The organism is Alistipes provencensis (assembly GCF_900083545.1).
In the GTDB taxonomy this organism is placed as follows: domain Bacteria; phylum Bacteroidota; class Bacteroidia; order Bacteroidales; family Rikenellaceae; genus Alistipes; species Alistipes provencensis.
Window position 1 is genome coordinate 925473 of the sequence record NZ_LT559262.1, and the last position, 19991, is coordinate 945463.

12 protein-coding genes and 1 tRNA gene are annotated in these 19991 nt (G+C 55.8%); 11 read left to right on the forward strand and 2 right to left on the reverse strand.

Annotation, left to right across the window (positions count from 1 at the left end):
• Positions 1–98: 98 nt before the first annotated feature.
• From BN5935_RS03755 to BN5935_RS03790, 8 genes are all read left to right on the forward strand, one after another.
• Positions 99–3317, forward strand: a complete 3219-nt coding sequence (locus tag BN5935_RS03755; protein ID WP_064974922.1) for a SusC/RagA family TonB-linked outer membrane protein — start codon at positions 99–101, stop codon at positions 3315–3317.
• Positions 3318–3339: 22 nt separating this feature from the next.
• Positions 3340–4809 (forward strand): RagB/SusD family nutrient uptake outer membrane protein, encoded by a 1470-nt coding sequence (locus BN5935_RS03760; protein WP_064974923.1) that lies wholly within the window; start codon positions 3340–3342, stop codon positions 4807–4809.
• Positions 4810–4822: 13 nt separating this feature from the next.
• Positions 4823–6106 carry a sialidase family protein gene (locus BN5935_RS03765; RefSeq protein WP_064974924.1) on the forward strand — a complete coding sequence of 428 codons (1284 nt, stop codon included), beginning with the start codon at positions 4823–4825 and terminating at the stop codon, positions 6104–6106.
• 12 nt (positions 6107–6118) lie between these two features.
• A complete protein-coding gene (locus BN5935_RS03770) occupies positions 6119–8359 on the forward strand; it encodes a fimbrial protein (protein ID WP_064974925.1) in 2241 nt (746 codons plus the stop codon).
• A 72-nt stretch (positions 8360–8431) separates the two neighbouring features.
• Complete coding sequence (locus BN5935_RS03775; protein ID WP_064974926.1) at positions 8432–9988, forward strand: calcineurin-like phosphoesterase C-terminal domain-containing protein; 1557 nt, start codon at positions 8432–8434, stop codon at positions 9986–9988.
• Positions 9989–10075: 87 nt separating this feature from the next.
• On the forward strand, positions 10076–10792 hold the full coding sequence (locus BN5935_RS03780) for a FadR/GntR family transcriptional regulator (protein ID WP_064974927.1): 717 nt from the start codon (positions 10076–10078) through the stop codon (positions 10790–10792).
• Between the two features lie 23 nt (positions 10793–10815).
• Positions 10816–12009 (forward strand): sialidase family protein, encoded by a 1194-nt coding sequence (locus BN5935_RS03785; RefSeq protein WP_235820999.1) that lies wholly within the window; start codon positions 10816–10818, stop codon positions 12007–12009.
• On the forward strand, positions 12006–13676 hold the full coding sequence (locus BN5935_RS03790; protein WP_064974929.1) for an arylsulfatase: 1671 nt from the start codon (positions 12006–12008) through the stop codon (positions 13674–13676). Before BN5935_RS03785 ends, BN5935_RS03790 begins: the two co-directional genes overlap by 4 nt.
• A 6-nt stretch (positions 13677–13682) precedes the next feature.
• Here BN5935_RS03790 and BN5935_RS03795 read toward each other — a convergent pair whose 3' ends face one another.
• The gene (locus tag BN5935_RS03795; protein ID WP_064974930.1) at positions 13683–14375 is read right to left on the reverse strand and encodes a hypothetical protein; all 693 of its coding nucleotides are present in this window, start codon (positions 14373–14375) and stop codon (positions 13683–13685) included.
• Complete coding sequence (locus BN5935_RS03800; RefSeq protein WP_064974931.1) at positions 14356–15828, reverse strand: carbon starvation CstA family protein; 1473 nt, start codon at positions 15826–15828, stop codon at positions 14356–14358. Before BN5935_RS03800 ends, BN5935_RS03795 begins: the two co-directional genes overlap by 20 nt.
• A 128-nt stretch (positions 15829–15956) precedes the next feature.
• On the opposite strand from BN5935_RS03800, the gene BN5935_RS03805 reads away from it, so the two are divergent.
• From BN5935_RS03805 to BN5935_RS03815, 3 genes are all read left to right on the forward strand, one after another.
• Positions 15957–16028 (forward strand) — tRNA-Thr (locus BN5935_RS03805).
• Between the two features lie 181 nt (positions 16029–16209).
• Positions 16210–17412 (forward strand): site-specific integrase, encoded by a 1203-nt coding sequence (locus BN5935_RS03810; RefSeq protein ID WP_064974932.1) that lies wholly within the window; start codon positions 16210–16212, stop codon positions 17410–17412.
• Positions 17413–17499: 87 nt separating this feature from the next.
• Entirely contained in the window at positions 17500–19845 is a 2346-nt protein-coding gene (locus tag BN5935_RS03815) for a DEAD/DEAH box helicase family protein (RefSeq protein ID WP_235821000.1), read from the forward strand.
• The last annotated feature ends 146 nt before the right edge of the window (positions 19846–19991 follow it).

Below are 19991 nucleotides of genomic sequence, written 5' to 3' on the forward strand. Positions count from 1 at the left end.
CTTGTCGTCGTGAAGAACATACTCTTCGGCTATATTTGTCTTATAAAACAAATAAATAATAACCAACCCTATATCATGAAACTTAAAATTTCCGCCAAATGAAAAACTCTACCACAAAGAGGCGTTTCGACTCCGGATATGGAGGATGGAGCGTCGCATCGAGATGCCTCCTCTGTCTGGCATTTTTGCTCGCCGGCATGAGCGTCTGGGCTCAGACGCACCGCCTGACGGGGCGGGTCACGGACGACAAGGGCCAAGCCGTCGTCGGGGCTTCGGTCATCGTCAAAGGCACGACCCAAGGCATCACCACGGACTCGAACGGCAATTTCGCACTCGACTTGGCGAACGGCGACGCCACGCTGGTCGTATCGTTCATCGGTTACCGGATGCAGGAGGTCGCCGTCCCCCGTTCGCAGAGCCGCATCGACATAGAGCTGGCGCCCGAATCGATCGCCGTGGACGAGGTCGTGGTGGTCGGCTACGGCGAACAGTCGCGCCGGTCGGTGACCTCCTCGATCGCCAAACTCGACGGAGAGGCGCTGCAAAACATCCCGATTTCGACCGTCGGCGAAGGCCTGAAAGGCAAGATCGCCGGTCTGAAAGTCACGCAGACCAACTTCTCGCCCGGCGGCGGATTCTCCTACCAGATCCGCGGCGGTTCGTCGATCAACGGTTCGAACTCCCCGCTCGTGCTCGTCGACGGCGTCGAACGCGACTTCTCGGCCATCAACCCCAACGACATCGCCTCGATCGACGTGCTGAAAGACGCCGCTTCGTCGGCCATCTACGGTGCGAAGGCCTCGAACGGAATCATCCTCGTGACCACCAAACGCGGCGGTTACAACAAGGCTCCCCGCATCACGTTCGAAGCCAACTGGGCATGGCAGGACACCGAGACCGAAATCGAGTTCCTGAACGCCCGCGAATATATCGAGGTCGTACGCACGGCGGTCGCCGAATACCTGAACATTCCCTCGCGTGCATCCGACGCCCTTAGCTACCTGAACGGAGCCCACTCGGCCGGTGTCGGCAACAAGCCCGACGGTATCTTCTCGACTCGTTATTACGATCCCGCAACGGATGTGCTGCCCGCCGGATACAGGACGATGCCCGACCCGGTCAACCCCTCGAAAACGATCATGTACCGCGACACCGACTGGCAGGACCTGCTCTACAACGGCGCATGGTGGCAAAACTACTACTTGGGAATCGACGGCGGCGGCGAACGGGTCCGCTACTCGGCCAGTCTGGGATACACCGATGACGAAGGCGTGGCCCTCTCGACGGGTTACGACCGCGTGAACTTCAAGAGCAACCTCGACGCCAAGATTACCAAGCGACTGACAGCCAGTTTCGGCGTGGATTTCGCCCGCACCAACACCGAAGCCTACGCCAACCAGCGCAACACCATCTCCCGCGCACTGGCCAATCCGCCGACGATGAACGCCTATTACGAGGACGGCTCGCCGGTCGAGGGCTACAACTCCTCGTCGCAAACCCCGCTCTTCTACAACAAATACTACGACCGGAGCAACCGGAAAAACTACCTGTCGCTCATCGGCGGTCTGAGATGGGAGATCATCGACGGTCTGACGGCCAACGTGCAGGGTTCGTTCTTCCGCACCGACTCGAAAACCAAACAGTTCATCAAGGCCAATGTCTTCGACGCCACGCGGAAATCGTCGTGGGCCCAGACCATGACCGAACGCCAGAAACTCGAAGCCTACGTTTCTTACAAGAAGACGTTCGCCGAAGATCACAATTTCTCGATCATGGGCGGTTATTCCTACCAGAAACGCGACTACGAAACAGTCAGCATGGCCGGATCGGGCGGCACTTCGGACAAGGTCACCACCATTAACGGCTCTTCGGTCTTCGAGCCCGACGACATCTCCTCGTCGGAGCAGGCCGAGTGCCAGATCGGATTCTTCGGACGCCTCAACTACGATTACAAAGGCAAGTATCTGCTGACGGCCACCTTCCGCGAAGATGGATCGTCGAAATTCGCCAAAGACGACCGCTGGGGCTTCTTCCCGGGCATTTCGGGCGGCTGGGTGCTGACCGAAGAGCCTTGGCTCAACGACATCCGGAGGCTGAATTTCCTCAAACTGCGCGCCAGCTACGGTTCGACCGGAAACAACGCCTCGGTAGGCATCTACGACGCCTACGGTTCCTACGGCGCCAGCTACATGTACAACGGGAACTCGGGCATCAAGCCCTCGGAGATGCCCAACGAAAGACTGCAATGGGAGACCTCGAACCAGCTCGACATCGGTATCGAAGCCGGCCTGTTCAAGAACCGCATCTACATAAGCGCCGATTTCTTCGACAAACGCACGCGCAACCTGCTCTACGAGCAGAAGCTGCCCAACACGACGGGCTTCTCGAAGTTCTGGACCAACCTCGGCAAAGTCCGCTTTTGGGGCTATGAACTGGAACTGACCACCCGCAACATCGTGAAGAAGAATTTCAACTGGGAGTCGAAACTCGTACTGAGCTACCAGCAGAACAAAGTGCTCAAACTGCCCGACAACGGGATCGACAAGAACCGCACGGGCGGCATCGCCTTGGGCGACGGCACTTTCTTCGGCGGCATCGCCGAAGGCGAACCCCTCAACCGCTTCTACGGCTATGTCGCCACGGGCATCATCGAGACCGAAGAGCAGGCCGCCAACGCCAATTACGACGCCCTGTCGCGCCTGCCCCAGAAAGGGGCCAAACGTGTCGGCGACTACGAATGGGCCGACCGGAACGGCGACGGACAGATCACCACGGCCGACCAGTTCTGTCTGGGAGTCACCGTTCCGCCCTTCACCGGCGGTTTGCAGAACACGTTCCGGCTTAAAAACTGGACCCTGTCGCTCTACTTGGACTGGGCCACGGGGCACTCGATCTTCGACGAATCCTATTCGCGCTACTTCTACGGCACCTTCACCAACAACTACGCGCTGGCCAAGGATGTGCTGAAAGCGTGGAAAAAGCCCGGCGACAAAACCAAGTACGCCAAGTTTTACGCCAACGATTCGAATTGGGGCAACGACAACTACAACCGCCGCGCGACCAACACGTTCACCTACAAGGGCGACTACCTCTGCCTGCGCGAAATCACGCTGCAATACTCGCTGCCGTCGAAACTCTTTACGAAAGTCGGGCTGAAAGGCGTCACGCTGACCGTATCGGGCAACAACCTCTGCTATTTCACCGAGGTCAAAGGCATTTCGCCCGAAATGGGATCGTCAACGACCTACGACGGCGACGTATTCTACAATTATCCCCCGATCCGCCGTTTCTCGTTCGGCGTACGTCTGATCTTTTAATCAACTTCAAGCAAGAACCGTCATGAAAAACAGACTCATACAACTCGTGCTGCTCGCCGCGGTCTCAGCGGGTTCCGCTTCGTGCCTAGGCGACATGGACATCATCCAGAAAAGCAAGATCACGACTTCGAACATGTGGCTCGACGAAGGCGACGCCACGGGAGCCCTCTACGGCATGTACCACCAGTTCCGCGCATCGTTCCAGACCGCCATGATCTACTGGGGCGACTACCGGGCCGGAACCTTCGCCAACGGAGCCGGCGGCTCGGGATCGGCCGACAAAATGTTCAACAACGCACTCGACAGCAGCGAAACCAAAGGCACCAACTGGGGATCGAGCTACACGACGATCAACAACGCCAACCTCATCCTGCGCCATGTGCCGGGTATCGCGTTCTCGGACGAAACCCGGAAGAATCTCATTCTGGCCAACGCCCACTTCGTGCGCGCCTACACCTATTACAACATCGTCCGCGTATGGGGCGACGCACCGCTGCTTCTGGAGGGTTTCGAGTCGAGCGACAGCGACCTGCAACCTTCGCGCAGCGACGCGGCACTGATCTACGAACAGGTCGCCCGCGACATCGACGATGCACTCCGCCTGATGCCCGCATCGGCCGCCGACTGCACCATCGCCACCCGCAGTGCCGTCCAGATGCTCAAAGCCGACTACAATCTCTGGCTCTACCAGACCCGCGAAGGGGGTGACGACGCCCTCACGGCCGCCGACGAAGCTCTGGCCGAGGTGTTCAAGGATTCACGGCTCGACCTGATCGGCTCCTATGCCGACATCTTCGACATCACGAAAAAGAACAATGCCGAAATCATCCTCACACTCCACTTCGGGCAGGGCGAGTATGAAGGTGGCTATGCCAGCACCTACCTCATCCCGCAAACCCGCTTCCATTCGGCCAGCGAGCATATCGAAACGCATGTCAAACTGATGACCTCCGACGACCAGCGTTTCATCTTCTCGCCGAGCCTCGTGGAACTGCTCTACAAGGACGAACGCGACACCCGCACCCCGGTCAGCTACGGCGACTGGACTGATGAAGAGGAGGGTTACCGCTACACATGGGTCAACAAGTTCGCCGGCAAGTGGGCCGACAACAAGCGCTACTTCATCTCCGACCTGCCGCTCTACCGCTATGCCGAAGCGCTGCTCTTCAAGGCCGAGATCGAGAACGAACGGGGCAACGTCCCGACGGCGCTCGAATACCTCAACCGCGTCGCCAAGCGGGCCTACGGCATCGACAACTATTATGCCTCCTCAGATTACCACAGTTTCAAGGAGTCGCTGATGACCGAGTATCTGAAAGAGTTCGCCGGCGAAGGCAAGAGCTGGTGGAACTACATCCGTCTGGGCTACGCCTTCACGAAGATCGAATCGCTCCGCGGCCGCCAGAACGAGACCAACATCCTGCTGTGGCCCATCACGACCGCCTGCATGAACGAAAATCCGAATATCCGTCAAACGGTAGGTTACAACTAAAAAACACGCCACGATGAAAACCAGAATACTGAACCTCCTGCTTCCCGTGCTGGCCCTGACGGCCGCCGCTTGCGGCGACTCCTTCGAATTCGGCACGCCGACCCACGATCTCGACGAAGGGACCGACCTTTCGGCCGGGACGACACAGGTGCTGTGGAAAAACAAGGGAGCCGTCTATCCCACCAAGCGCATCCATAACTTCCGCATCCCGGGACTGGTCCGGACCCCGCACAAACTGATCGCTTTCTGCGAGGCCCGCGAAGAGACCGGCTCGACCAACAAGGACGGCGGCGACATCGACTTGGTCTACCGGGTCTCGACCGACGACGGTCAGACATGGGGCCCCTCACAGGTATTGTTCGACGACGAGGACAACACCTGCGGAAACGCCTGCGCCGTCTGGACCGAAAGCGGCCGTCTGGTGGTCTTCTGCTGCTGGGCGCGCACCGGAACCACCGAAGCGAAATTCAAAAGCAACTACTTTTCGTTCGAAGAGTCGCAGCGGTATCACAACCATGTAGTGAGCTTTTACTCCGACGACGAGGGCGCAACCTGGTCGGGCCCGTTCAAGCACTTCACCGAGGGCCGCAATTCGAACCCCGACCGCTACCTGTGGACAGGCTTCTTCAAAGCGGGTCCCGGACACGCCATTCAGTTGAAAACCGGCGAGCACAAGGGACGCATCCTCGTCGGCTGCGACCACAAATATCAGGTATTCGGCGGAACGGCCGTACCCGCGGATTCGGAGGATGAAAACTACTACGGTTCGCACGTCGCCTATTCCGACGACAACGGCGAGAGCTGGCATATGCTCGAACTCGACGAGGAGCTGCATTACGGCAACGAATGCGTGCCGGTCGAGCTGTCCGACGGCCGCATCTATCTCGACATGCGCAGCACGGGAGCCTACAAAAACCAGCGCGGCTGGAGCGTCAGCGGCGACGGCGGCATCACATGGAGCCGTTATACGCCGAACCCGCTGCGCACGGACCCGGGATGCCAAGGGTCGATCGTAAACTACAATACGAACGGCGTTCCTTCATCCGTCATCTTAGCCAGCAGCAACAACAGTACGGGACGCGACCATCTTTCGATTCGGGCCAGTCTGGACGACTGCGCCACATGGAAAACGGATGTTTACCAGATTACCGAAGGCAAGTCCGGCTATTCGGATCTGGTCGTCTTCGACGACGGCAGTGTCGGCGTACTCTATGAAAACGGGACATCGGTTTACCGCGAGCAGATCTCGTTCCGCAGGATTCCGGCAGCCACGATCGCAAAATATATCAACGAATAAACCCTCCGAGTCATGAAAAAACGAACCATAAGCCTCCTTTGCGGGCTCCTCGCCATAGCCTGTTCACCCGACCTGCACGACGAGAACAGTGTATTGGAGAACAACCGGCAACAGGCCGAGATGAGCGTCGAGGTGCAGGTCAGCGGTACGATGATCTCGACCCGCTCGACCGCTTCGGCCGAAGAACGGGCCGTCACAAGTTACGACATCTATGTTTTCGACGTCACGACCGATGCCCTGCAATACTACAAGCAGGGAATCGTCCCCGCGGAACCGGAGAAGATCGCCGGAACGCACAACTACCGCATCGGCAGCGAGCAGATCGTGCTTCCGACCTCGGGACAGAAGCACGTCTTCGTGCTGGGCAACGCAGGCAGCAGCGTCACGCTTCCGACGCTCGTCACGCTCGACGAAGCGACCGAGAGCGTCCCGGCCACGGCGCTCAACGATTTCCGCAACGGCGTCGTCGTGACCCCGGCCGGCTCCAAAGCCCCGGCAGCCCCCTTCGTCATGGCCGGCACGACCTTCATCGCCAGTGCCGCCAACGCCCGTGTGCCGGTATGTCTGGCCCGCACCGTCGCCAAAATTTCGCTGCGCAACACGCTTCCCGGCGAGATCGTCCTCTCGGATGTCTCCGTTTCGGGAGCCTCGGCGAGCGTCTATCCTTTCGTAAAGACCATTTCGGTCGATCTGCCGACCGCCGACTACACCGCAGCAGCCGATCCCGCTGCCGGCGAGGAGGCCGGGGCCTTCTACCTGCTGCCGGCGACAGCCAACCAAACGGCCGTCACGGTGAAAGGCACCCTTTCGGGCAGCGATTTCGTCTGCAAGACCACGCTCGCCAGCACCCTCTACGCCGACTACGACTACAAACTGACGCTCCGCAACCGGGGCGGGGAGGTGACGGCCGTGCTGTCGCCCGATTTCAGCGGTGCGGCCGAAGTGGACGCCATCCAGATCACGGGCGAATGGCTTTCGGACAAGAACACCGTGACGCTGCCTTTCACGCCCGAACCGAACTACGGCTTCACGATCGGCTATATCCTCAACGTCGACGGCTCAGCCGAGATCGGGACCATATCGGAAGACTGGTACGACGCCGTCATCGTCAAGGAGGGCACCATCCGTATCCGCACGCTGAAAGAGAACCCCGGCGAGGACCGGACGGCCTCGTTCGCCGTCAATGCCGGCGGTGCGACCTGCAATGTCAAGGTCGTCCAGCAGGGTCTCGCAGGCATCAAGACAATCAAGTTCGGCGATCTGGAATGGATGGACCGTTCGATCGGCGCCACGCTCAGGGCCTCGCAGGCCTTTGCCAACGATGTGCGCAGTTTCGGCTACCTCTACCAGTGGGGCCGCACGATGCCCTTCCCCGCAACCGGCGAGGTGGAGACCGTATCGGCACAGATGACCCCCGCAGAGGCTCTCGCCAGCCCGGCATTCATCGCCTACACGGGCGAAACGCAGGACTGGAATTCGCAGGGCGTCGAAGGCTCCTTCGACCAATACTGGGAATCCGTCACGACGAATCCCTGCCCCGCCGGATGGCGGCTGCCGACCTACGAGGAACTGGCCGGTGTCATGCTCTATCGCAACAATGCCCTGATCTTCGCAAACGGCCAGCAAAAAGCAGCCGAAATACTGCCGAACGGAGTGACGCACCCCTATGTAGGCTTCGGATCGGGAGCCATCACGAAGGATACGGAGACCATGTTCCACTCCGGCATCAAACAAAAGGGTACGGCCAACGCCTGGTACGTCCGCTATCTGTGGATCAATAAAGGCGGCACGCAGACCACGACGCCGCCCTCTTACACCAAAACCCATGAGAAAGACGGACAGAATTACATGACCGGCGGCGAAAATATCCTGCGCATCGACCGGCTCAAAGCCGACGCTTCGGCTGACTTCACAGCGGCGGCGAATGCCCGGAATTTCTGGACGGAGCATGAGACCGATCCCGGCGTGGAGACGCTGGTATTCCCCTGCGGCGGACGCCGCGATGCCACCGGAACCGTCGTGGAATCGAACAACGCCGCATTCTACTGGTCACGCTCGATGTTCACGGGCGGGGACAATCAATATTCGAAGACAGCCACAACCTATGCTTCGGGACTGCTCTATTTCCGTCCGGCGGGCCGTTATATGTTCCTATACGCTCCAGCCATCGGCACGGCCCAAGTTCATGCCGACACCGAAGACCTCGGCTACCGCAATCAAGCGATGCAGATCCGCTGCGTGAAAGAAAAATAAAACACCCGGACCGACCGGAGGGAGACGCTTCAAGGCGTCTCTCTCCGGCCTGCTCCGTTCACCGAAACGAAAATGAAAAAACTGCTCCTTTTAACCGCACTTTGCGCCGTCTGGTGCGCGCAGGCGCAAAAGCCCAATATCGTGGGCCGGGTCACCTGCCAAGGGAAACCCGTCGCCGGAGTCATCGTCTCGGACGGCGAACTGGTCGTCCGGACCGATTCCGACGGACATTATGAAATGTCCTCCTCGAAACCCTGCGGATATGTGTTCATGTCCATCCCCGGAGGTTACGAAACGGCCGCCGACGGCCTGATCCCGCGTTTTTTCGGTTACACGACCCATTGCGACCTCGACGTGATCGATTTCCAGCTCGAAAAACGCCGTAACGACAACTTCACGCTCTTCGTCTCGACCGACACCCACCTTCGGGGCGACCCTGAGGAGCTCGACCTGCCGCAGTTCCGCAAATGGTACCTGCCCGACATTTCGCGCGAAATCGAGCGCACCAAAGGTCCGGTCTATTCGCTCCATCTGGGCGACATGACCACCGACATCATGTGGCACAGGAACGACTTCGCGCTGCGCAAGTACCTCGACGTGATGAAAACCTATCCCTCGCCCGTCTTCCACATCCCGGGCAACCACGACAACGAGCGGTTCGTCGATCCGGCGGTCCCCGACGCGCAATGGGACAGCATCGCGCAGCGCCCTTACCGCCAGATCATCGGTCCGAACTACTACTCGTTCAACCTCGGGAAGGTGCATTTCGTCATGCTCGACAACACCATCGTCCGTAAGGGAGCGCTCAAAAACGGCAGGCGTCCCTCCCGCAACGACTACCGGCTCGACGAACGCCAGCTCCGCTGGCTGGGCCGCGATCTGGAAACCGTCGGCAGCGACACTCCGCTCGTCGTCTGCATGCATGTACCCGTCGCCGACTGGACGGGCATCGGCAGCGACGGCACCCCCGAATTCTCGGCCAGAGAGAACCAGCGGGCCATGCACGACCAGCTCATGCCGCTGCTGGCGCGGTTCGACGACGTGCGGCTGCTGACGGGGCACAACCACCGATTCATCAACATCCCGCTGACCGACCGCATTTTCCAGCACACACTCGTCTCGGCCTCGGCCGTGTCGTGGAAGATCAACGGCCCCGAAAGCCGGCTGGTGAGCGAAGACGGTTCTCCCGGCGGCTATCTGATCCTGCGTTACCGAGGCGGCCGCGCCGACTGGCAGTTCAAACCCAACGGCTACCGGGCCGACCGCAACCAGTTCCGCGTCTACGACCTGAACCAGGTCCCCGAGGAGTTCGGCGGCCAACCGGGCAGCAACCGCTGCCTGATCAACGTCTACAACTGGGACGAACGATGGACGGTGCGCGTGCGCGAGAACGGACGCGACCTGAAAGTCGAGCAGGTGTGGGCCAAAGACCCGCTCTATATCCTGATCCGCCGCGACGCGCTTCCCACGCGCCCCACGGCCTTCCGCGCCGTGGCCAACCCGCACATGTTCTCGGTCGAAGCCTCGGCCCCGGACACACCGCTCGAAGTGACCGTCACGGACCGCTTCGGCCGCAAATACCGCCAAACGGTCCGACGCCCCAAGCGATTCGACTGGCAGACGGAATGACCGGCCGGACCGATCCGGATTCGATTTGTCCGAATAATTTGACATGACAACAAAAATAATTCGTATCTTTACGGAAAATTACCGCAGATGGAGGTACTGAAACTGGACAACCGCAATACTACGCTCGTCGACAGCGTCGAAGAGAGTTTGATTCGCTTCTTCAAGGAGAAGGGCCTGCGCCCGGGCAGCAGCATCCCCAACGAGATCGAGCTGGCCGCATCGCTGGGTGTCGGGCGTCCGGTTCTGCGCGAAGCGCTGAGCCGTTTCAAGATGACCGGCATGATCGTTTCACGCACCAAGAAAGGGATGGTTCTGGGCGAACCCTCGCTGCTCGGCGGCATGAAGCGCTGCATCAATCCGCTGTTGATGAACGAATCGACGCTGCGGGACATTCTGGAGTTCCGCATCGCGCTCGAAATCGGCATCAGCAACAACATCTTCAGCAACCTCACCCCGCAGGACATCGAAGAACTGGAGCAGATCGTCGAAATGAGCCAAGTGATCGGCAACAACAAATACGCGCCCATCAGCGAGCATCGTTTCCATACGAAGCTCTATGAAATCACGGGCAACCGCATCATCTCGGAGTTTCAGGACATCATCTACCCGGTGCTGGATTTCGTCAAGGAGAAGTACCGTGATTTCTTCGAACCCATCGAGCAGGAACTTATCCAGAACAGCGAGCTGGTCACCCACCACCATCTGTTAGAATACATCAAACGCGGCGACCTCGAAGGTTACAAACATGCCATCGTCGAGCATTTCAAGCTCTACACGATCTACCTCGAACGCCACAAACGGTAAAACCCGTCCACATACCGATTACCATGAAACAGACTTTGCGAAGCCTTGTCGGGGGAGTCATGCTCCTCGGCATGATGCCGGCCGCCGAAGCGGCAGCCGCATCCACCGCCGCCGGAGAGTCCGGCGGGTCCGTCCGCAACTCCGCATCCGCCGCTCCCGTCGTCAGCGAAGCGGTCACGGTCTATGCCGAAGGCGAGAAAGGCTATGCGGGATTCCGGATTCCGGTCGTCATCCGCACGAACGACGGCGCACTGATCGCCTTCGCCGAAGCGCGCCGGAACGACAAACGCGACAGCGGCGACATCGACCTCGTGATGCGCCGTTCGGAGGACGACGGGCACACATGGGGCCCGATCACGACGGTCTGGGACGACGACGGCAACACCTGCGGCAATCCGGCTCCCGCGGTTCTCGACGGCGGACGGATCGTCATGCTTGCGACGTGGAACCGCGGCTGCGACCGCGAGCGGCAGATCGAACAGCGCACGAGCGTCGATACGCGGCGTGTTTTCGTGCTCCGCTCCGAAGACCATGGCAGAACATGGAGCCGTCCCGAAGAGATCACCTCCGGAGTCAAGGACCCCGACTGGACTTGGTACGCCACCGGTCCATGCCACGCCATCGTCAAACGCCGCGCTCCCCACAAAGGACGTATCGTCGTACCGGCCAACCACAAACGGCTGGAAAACGGCGGCCATGTCGAATCCTATTCGCAACTGCTCTATTCCGACGACGAGGGCCTCACATGGCAGTCAGGGGCTGTTTCGCAGCGCGGTGGGAACGAAAGCACAGTCGCCGAACTCGCAGACGGCTCGCTGCTGCTGAACATGCGGCATTACGAACGCGGCGACAGCCTCCGACTTTACGCCGTGAGCCGCGACGGCGGGACAAGCTGGAACGTCCAAGGCGAACATTCCGAATTGGTCGAACCCCGCTGTCAGGGAAGTCTGCTTAACCTTACGCACGGCGGCCGTCCCACCCGGAGACTGCTCTTCTGCAACCCCCACGACGCGCGCCGGCGCCGCAACCTTTCGCTGTGCGAGAGCCGCGACAACGGCCGGACATGGCGGCATTTGACAACCGTCTGCCCCGGACCGTCGGCCTATTCCGATCTGGTTCGGCTTGACCGCAACCGCGTAGGCGTGCTCTATGAAAACGGCGACGCCGACGACCTCTACCGCCGCATCTCATTCACCGTCGTTACGCTCCGCCCATGAATCCCCGCACGCTCCTCCTCCCGGCCGCGCTGACCGCCGCCGGAACAGCATTGGCCCAACCCGCGCAGACGCCGCCCAACATCGTCATCATCCTTGCCGACGACCTCGGTTTTTCCGATCCGGGATGCTTCGGAGGCGAAATCGAAACACCCGTACTGAATCGGCTGGCGGCTGAAGGCCTGCGGCTCACGCAGCTCTACAATTCGGGGCGAAGCTGCCCCTCGCGGGCCTGCCTGCTGACGGGACTCTACCCCCATCGGGTAGGTATCGGCGAAATGGTGCGCGACCACCGGGAAGCGTGGCCCGAAGGCTACCGGGGCTATCGCCAAGACAACAACCTCACCATCGCCGAGGCGCTCCGCTCGGCCGGCTATCATACCGCCATGGCAGGCAAATGGCACATGGGAAAGACACATACCCCCGTCGACTGCGGCTTCGACGATTTTTACGGATTCCTCAACGGCGCCATGACCTACTGGAATCCCGAACGTTACGTCCGGCTGCCCGAAACGGCGCCCCGGCGGGAATATGCCCGGGGCGAATTTTACGCCACGGACGTCATCACCGACTACGCCATCGACTTCGCGGCCCGGGCGCGCGAACTGCACAAACCGCTCTTCCTGCATGTGTCGTACAACGCCCCGCATTTCCCGCTGCAGGCGCCCCGCGAACGTATCGATCATTACATGGAAATCTACCTGAAAGGCTGGGATGCGATCCGGGAGGAGCGCGAAACGCGTTTGCGCCGTCTGGGCCTGCTGTCCGACGAAGAGCAGGCCGCCGAACGGGGCGTAGTGCCGGCAAGTCAGTTCATCGACCGCACACGGCCGATCCCGGCATGGGTAGAACTCCCGGAAGAACAGCAGCACGATTTGGCGCGCCGCATGGCCATCTATGCGGCCATGGTCGACATCATGGACCGCAATATCGGACGCCTCGTCGAAGCGCTGCGCGACAACGGGCAGTTGGAAAACACGCTCCTGCTCTTTCTCTCGGACAACGGAGCCTGTGCCGAATGGCACGAATTCGGATTCGACGGTCGCAGCGGCACGAACTACCACATCCACACTGTCGACGAACTCGCCGGCATGGGACAGCCCGGAACCTACCACCACTACGGCACCGGCTGGGCCAATGTCTGCTGCGCTCCGTTCCGCCTCTACAAACATTTCGCACACGAGGGCGGGATCTCGTCTCCGAGTATTCTGTGGTGGGGCGGCCGGGTGAAACGCCCGGGCGGCATCGACCACCAGCCCTGCCATCTCATCGACATCATGGCCACCTGCCTCGACGCCGCAGGAACCGAATATCCCGCGCAGTACGAAGGACGCCGTCTGGCACCGGCCGAGGGCATTTCGCTCCTGCCCCTTGCCGAAGGGCGGCGGCTGCCCGTCCGTCCGATCTTCGCCGAACACGAGGGGAACCGTATGGTGCGTCTCGGACGGTGGAAACTCGTAGCTTCCTATTACAAGGGGCAGCGCTGGGAACTCTACGACATTGCGCACGACCGCACTGAACAGCACGACCTTTCGGCCCAGCATCCGCGCAGGGTCGCACGGATGGCGCAACTCTATTTCCAGTGGGCCGACGCAAACGGCGTACTGCCCTATCCGCAGTTGATGAACGAATACGGCGGACAGCAGATGAAGATTTACAACGAGCGGTAAAAAACCTTACCGGACGGCCCGCAGGGCATCGATGAATCCCGGCCAGAGAACCCACAAGTTTTCAGTCTGGAGCCACAGCTCGCGGGCCTGCGCCCCGAGCGAGGGGTGTTCACCCTCGATATCGTGCAGATAAGCATCGTCGGCAGGGTGTTCGTCAGCCGTAAATTCGGCGAACCAAGGTGCGAAGCGCGTGCGGAAACGCTGCAACTCTCCCTCGGGCAGTTTGCCGTCACGGCGATAGGCCGACCACAGCAGCAACAACTGGCGGCTGGCATATTTGTCCGAGACGTCGTTGATCACCTCGTCAAACAGTTCCTGCTCGTCCATGGCCAAATAATCGAAAGCCAGCAGTTCGCTCCCTTCCAGATGGTCCTCGGGATCGAGCTCCAACAGCATCTCCAACAGCCCCGCCGACATTTCGAAATCGTTGATCAGGAAGTGGTCGATGGCCGAGGCGAGGACCAGCTCCAGCGCCGCACGCGAATTGCGGTGGTTCCATTCGAGGTTGATCTCCTCGTCCTCGGGGATCAGTTCCGCAAGGCGCTGAAAAGCCTGAAAACGCTCGTTACAGGCCTCCTCGACATCGCCGGCGGCCTGCATTTCACGGCTCCGGGAGAGGATTTTGACAAAGTTATAGGGGCCCTCGCCGACGACCTCGAAAGTCTGGTCGGGCGTAGGGTTAAGGAAGGCTTTCTGCATTGTTGTTACGGAGTTTGAAGATCATTGCGACCAAGACTGCCAGTGTCACGGCACCACCCAGCAGGTAGGCCGCCGTACGGTTCTGCATGCCGAACATCAGCGGCGAGACAAAAATATAGCTGGCACAGACGTAGGTCATGACAAGCGCCGGAATCAGTCCCGGCCAGACGGCGCGCTTGCGGGAACGCAGGTAGGCGACGATCATCCAGAGCGTCACGGCCGCAAGGGTCTGGTTCATCCATGCGAAATAGCTCCACATGGTCTGGAACGGCAGTCCGAAGATGATGAGCAGTCCCAGTGCGAACAACGGAATGCTGATGTAGATGCGTTTGCGCAGCGAGCGCTGTTCGACACCCATGAAGTCGGCGACGATCAGCCGCGCCGAGCGGAAAGCCGTATCGCCCGAGGTGATGGCGCAGGCCACAACGCCGAAGATGACGAAGACGGCCAGCACCGGACCCAGCGTCTTGTTGGCGATCACGTCGACCAGCACGGCGGCCTGCCCGCCGTATTCGGCAATGGCGTCGTTCAGTCCCCCGACATTGCCCCAGAAGGCCATGGCGATGGCGGCCCAGACGAGAGCGATGATCGACTCGGAGATCATGGCGCCGTAGAAAATCGAACGGCTCTCGCCTTCGCTGCGCATGCAGCGGGCCATCAGCGGCGACTGTGTGGCATGGAAGCCCGAAATAGCCCCGCAGGCGATGGTGGTGAAAAGCATCGGGACGATGGGGAAGGCTTTCGCATCGGCGATGCAGTTCTCGAAGGAGGTAAATTCCGGGATGGTATATTCCCCGCTGAAAAGCAGGACCACGAGGATGCCGACAGCCATGAAGAGCAGTGCGAAACCGAAAACGGGATAGATGCGCCCGATGATCTTGTCCACGGGCAGCAGCGTGGCGGCGATGTAGTAGATCAGAATGATGCCCAAGATAATGAGCAGCAGCCACGAGAAATTCCCGAAAGCGATACCTTCGAGCGCCGGGATGTCGAGCCGGTTGGCGACAAGCGACGCGGGCTGTGAAAGAAACACGGCTCCCACGAGAATCATCAGTCCCGCGGAAAAGAGGCGCATGACAGCTTTCATGCCGTTGCCGAGGTACTTGCCGGCCGTTTCGGGTAGGCTCGCACCGTCGTGGCGAAGCGAAATGACCCCGGCGATGAAATCGTGCGCCGCACCCATGAAGATGCCTCCGAAAGTAATCCACAGGAATGCCACGGGGCCGTAGGCAGCGCCGAGCACCGCGCCGAAGATCGGGCCGAGACCCGCGATGTTCAGCAGTTGGATCAGGAAGATGCGCCAACGCGGCAGGGGCACATAGTCCACCCCGTCGTACAATCGGCTGCAGGGTGTTTCGGCCTTCGGGTCGATACCGACGAGCCGTTCCAGATAACGTCCATAGGTAAAATAGGCTGCAACCAAAAGCGCGAGGCACACCAGAAAAGTAGTCATATCACAGGTTCGGGTCAGTTTTGACGCGAATATAGCAAGAAAAGAGAGAATTTTTGCAAATTTGTTGCGAGAAATAATTTTTTTTCGGATATTTGCAATCCCAAAGGGAACCTCGGTGTTCCTTGAAGGCTGAATTAGCTCAGCGGTAGAGCACTTCACTCGTAATGAAGGGGTCCCGAGTTCAAATCTCGGATTCAGCTCAAAATAAAAAGACTGATAATCAAAGGATTATCGGTCTTTTCTTTTATATCCCAATCCCTGAAATCCCCGGTTAAAACAGGGCCAAAAGAGGCATTTTCAGTAGAAAATGGGTACCTATTTGGGTACCTATTTTAGTTGGTAACCCTCCTATTCCTTTTCATCTGATAATCCTGCAACAATATGATTATCAAGATTCAACCTATTTGCAAAAAGAACAAAATCAGAAAAGATGGCTGGGCTCCCATATATCTCCGGTTTACCTATAATGGAGAAAAAAGGTATATAAGCACAGGAATCTATATTCGGACTGAGGACTGGAATACTGATAACCAGTGCTTTATAACTGAGAAGCCAGAAAATGAAGAACTCCGACTAAAGATTGAGAGCATCAAATATAAATACCTCAAGCGGCTAAAGCAACTGGAAGCCTTGGATAAAGAAATCACGCTGGATGCCCTGCTTGATGAGAAAAAGGTAAGGACTACCGCCTATACAGCAAAAGAGTGCTTGGAACAGACCATCGAGCGGCTGGAGGTCTTAGGAAAATACAACTCCGCGTCAAAACATAAAGCACTCCTATCTCTGCTCCGACAGTACAAATCCACACCTATTCGACTGGAGGAGATAGATATACAATTTCTGAATGATTTCGAACTATTTCTAAGGAAGCGAGGGAATCGGAATAATAGCATAGCGACCAATTTCAGTATTTTGAAAGCCGCCTATAACAAAGCTGCTGAGGAAGATAAATTTAAGTCTAAATCCAATCCCTTTACTAAATTCAAAGTGGGAAAACTATGGACTGTAACTTCCAAGAGAGCTATCAGTAAGGAGGATATTCAACGTATCGAACAATACACCCCTCTTTCAAAAGCTCCTTATTTGGCATTAGCCCGTGATATTTTTCTGTTCAGTTACTATACAGCCGGAATTAATTTCTGCGATATCGCACGACTTAAACCGAAAAATATTATAGGTGAAAGACTCTATTACACACGGCACAAGACTGAGAAACTGCTATCCTACAAGCTGATGCCCAAAGCTCAGGAGATAATACAGAGATACCAGAAACCGGATTCTGAATACCTATTTCCAATTCTCGACAGCAGTCATAAAACTGAGTTGCAAAAATTCAACCGGATTCACAAGTCCCTTGCGAAAACCAACAAAGCCCTCAAACAAATTGGCGAGGAACTGAAAATCCCCGGCAAACTGACGACTTATGTTGCAAGGCACAGCTACGCAACAGTCCTCCGGAGGGCAGGAGTATCAACCTCTATTATCAGCAGTTCCTTGGGGCATAGTTCCGAGAAAGTCACACAGATTTACTTGGATAGCTTTGAAAATAAACAAATTGACGAAGCGATGCAAAACCTTGTATAAAGTTAAGGGGAACAGCAAAATTTCCCCTTAACTTTTGCTATATTTGCTCAGATAGAATCTATAATAATTATTAAACTAAGTGCGACCGTGGGAAAGAAATCCAATGCATCTCAAAATACAGAGAAAAAAGACCTTGAACTTTTGCAAGATGGAGATATAGATGATATAGATACATCCGGAATTATTTTTAGTGAGTTCTCCCCCGCTACTGCGCCAGATAAGATAGAACAGCCCCAAAAGATAGCAACCAAACAAAATCAAGAAAGAGAACAAAATCCGGAGGTGCAATCTAAAAATATTCCTAATACCTATGGGGATTTATTCGATACGTCCCAAGAGCAGTATTATGATTTTGACGAAGATATTTGGAAAGCTACCCCTATGGATACTCCGATAGATAGCTTGGAGAATCTGAGCCTTGAAATGGATTTTCCAACAGATTGGAGTGCATTAGAAGCTGAGCTAAGTGACCACACAAGCAATCTTGATCTGGGAATTGTTAAAACCAAAGTTAAATTTGAAACAGAAAGATTCACCTTATCTTCTTTTATCCAGAAAATGCCTCATGGCATAGTAGATAAGCAAATAGCAGGCATCGGAGCAACTACTCTGGAGATTAATTCAAAAAGAAATTCTATTATTGTAGTTCCGACAAAGATTTTGGCCTATAACAAATATGCAAAACATAAGGATATAACACTTTATGTCGGAGGAAAGGTCAATAGAGAGCGTAGTGCCACGAGTGATAAAGAGATAATAGGCTATCTTAAAGACGAGAATATTAAGCCTAAAAAATTCCTTGTGGTAGCAGACAGCTTAGCCCGACTATTAGGGGTCATAGGCCAAGAGGCGTATAAGGATTATTTTCTAATGATTGACGAAGTGGATATGATTCAATCAGAGAGTAATTATCGCCCGAAATTGGAATCTTTGATAGACTATTATTTTCAATTTTCACCCAAAAACAGATGTCTTGTAACAGCCACCTTGCGGGAGTTTTCCAATCCTCTTCTGCGGCAAGAATGTAAATTCAAACTTACATGGAAAGATAAACCCCAACGGGATATCAAACAATATTATACAGATGATTTGGATACTTTGACGGCACAGCAGGTTCAATCAATTCCTCAAACCGACAAAATAGTAATTGCCTTTAACTCCATCCGTCATTGCCTGAATATTATTAAAATGCTTTCCGAAGAAGCTCAAAAAGAGTGTGCAATTCTATGTAGCGATTCATCCAAAGAGGAGGCCGGGGATTATTATGCGGAGCTAACAAACACAAATCATCTTCCCCAAAGAATTAATTTCCTAACAAGCTGTTATTTTGCAGGGGTGGATATTGAAGACAGCTATCACCTTATCACGGTTTCCAATGCACACCAAAATTATCAAATGCTGTCTTTAGACAAGCTGACACAGATATATGGACGGTGCAGAATAGCCAAAGGTATATTAAGCGACACTATTATAGCGAATAGCCGTGATGATAGACAGACCAATGCCAATAAAAGCGATGAAGCAACCTTGTTAAAGCAAGTGGATGCAATACTCCAGTTACAAAAGGCCGCATCAGAATTAGGCAGTAAAGATGCAGACCTTGCAGATTTATTCAAGGTAGTGAAAACTGCTATTCGAGAGAAAGCGGCTGTAAAACTTCCCAGAGAGGAACCTGTCAAACTCACCCGAGAAAATATTTACGGGGAAAGTGTTCCTGCCTACATGAATATCGACTATTTGGTTGAACGGCAAAAATTGTGTAATACAATTTATAACTCCAGCCGGAGTCTGAGTTTGGCATTGAAGAAACAGGGCCATACTGTCAGCTATGAATATAAACCAATGTCCTCTACAGCGACACAAGCCGAATCGGAATTATCCTATGAAAAAGAAGCCCGGGATATAATTGATACTCAGCTACAGAAAGCCATCGAGGAAATCCGAGAAATTGCAAAACAAAAAGCAGGACTTTCAAAGGGCAATTTGGCTGAGTATCTTACGCAGAAAAGTTGTAAAGGCTATGTACAAAGACTGTATAAGCTCCGGGAACTGGCTGATGCTGAGACATTGATAGACAAATTATGGGAAATCCGCCATAGCGATAAAAGAGCTTATCATAACCTACAAAATGCCGCTGTATTCTGGGCTTTGGATGACAAGCATCCATTCAAACGGGATTTATTCAGGACATTTAAAATCGGCCGGAAATATAAGACCTCGGAAATCCATGAATTGCTTGCTCCTCTTGTGAAATATCACCTTCATAAGACTATTAAGCAACGTGCGGCAGTCAGTCTGCTGAAAGCCTTGTTTTTAATAGAAAGGCCCAAAACTTACCTCATAAAAGGCAAAAATCCCATGGGATTTAAGAAACACGGTAGTCTGAAAATCCCGAGGACAGAAGAAAATCTGCTGAAATATTTTGTGATATAAAATGCTGATATGCAATAAAATACCCGTCAAAATATTTGCAAAAGTCAAAAATTTTTCTTATATTTGTATTGTCTTTTAGGAGGTTAAGCCCTCCAACAATCAAAATATAAGTTTCATTTTTAAGTGTGTTCGCATTTTATGCGAAT

What these genes read in the sequence shown, in the direction of transcription:
- BN5935_RS03755 (WP_064974922.1), top strand. Translation starts at nt 99, where the DNA reads ATGAAAAACTCTACCACAAAGAGGCGTTTCGACTCCGGATATGGAGGA.
- BN5935_RS03760 (WP_064974923.1), top strand. Translation starts at nt 3,340, where the DNA reads ATGAAAAACAGACTCATACAACTCGTGCTGCTCGCCGCGGTCTCAGCG.
- BN5935_RS03765 (WP_064974924.1), top strand. Translation starts at nt 4,823, where the DNA reads ATGAAAACCAGAATACTGAACCTCCTGCTTCCCGTGCTGGCCCTGACG.
- BN5935_RS03770 (WP_064974925.1), top strand. Translation starts at nt 6,119, where the DNA reads ATGAAAAAACGAACCATAAGCCTCCTTTGCGGGCTCCTCGCCATAGCC.
- BN5935_RS03775 (WP_064974926.1), top strand. Translation starts at nt 8,432, where the DNA reads ATGAAAAAACTGCTCCTTTTAACCGCACTTTGCGCCGTCTGGTGCGCG.
- BN5935_RS03780 (WP_064974927.1), top strand. Translation starts at nt 10,076, where the DNA reads ATGGAGGTACTGAAACTGGACAACCGCAATACTACGCTCGTCGACAGC.
- BN5935_RS03785 (WP_235820999.1), top strand. Translation starts at nt 10,816, where the DNA reads ATGAAACAGACTTTGCGAAGCCTTGTCGGGGGAGTCATGCTCCTCGGC.
- BN5935_RS03790 (WP_064974929.1), top strand. Translation starts at nt 12,006, where the DNA reads ATGAATCCCCGCACGCTCCTCCTCCCGGCCGCGCTGACCGCCGCCGGA.
- BN5935_RS03795 (WP_064974930.1), bottom strand. Translation starts at nt 14,375, where the DNA reads ATGCAGAAAGCCTTCCTTAACCCTACGCCCGACCAGACTTTCGAGGTC.
- BN5935_RS03800 (WP_064974931.1), bottom strand. Translation starts at nt 15,828, where the DNA reads ATGACTACTTTTCTGGTGTGCCTCGCGCTTTTGGTTGCAGCCTATTTT.
- BN5935_RS03810 (WP_064974932.1), top strand. Translation starts at nt 16,210, where the DNA reads ATGATTATCAAGATTCAACCTATTTGCAAAAAGAACAAAATCAGAAAA.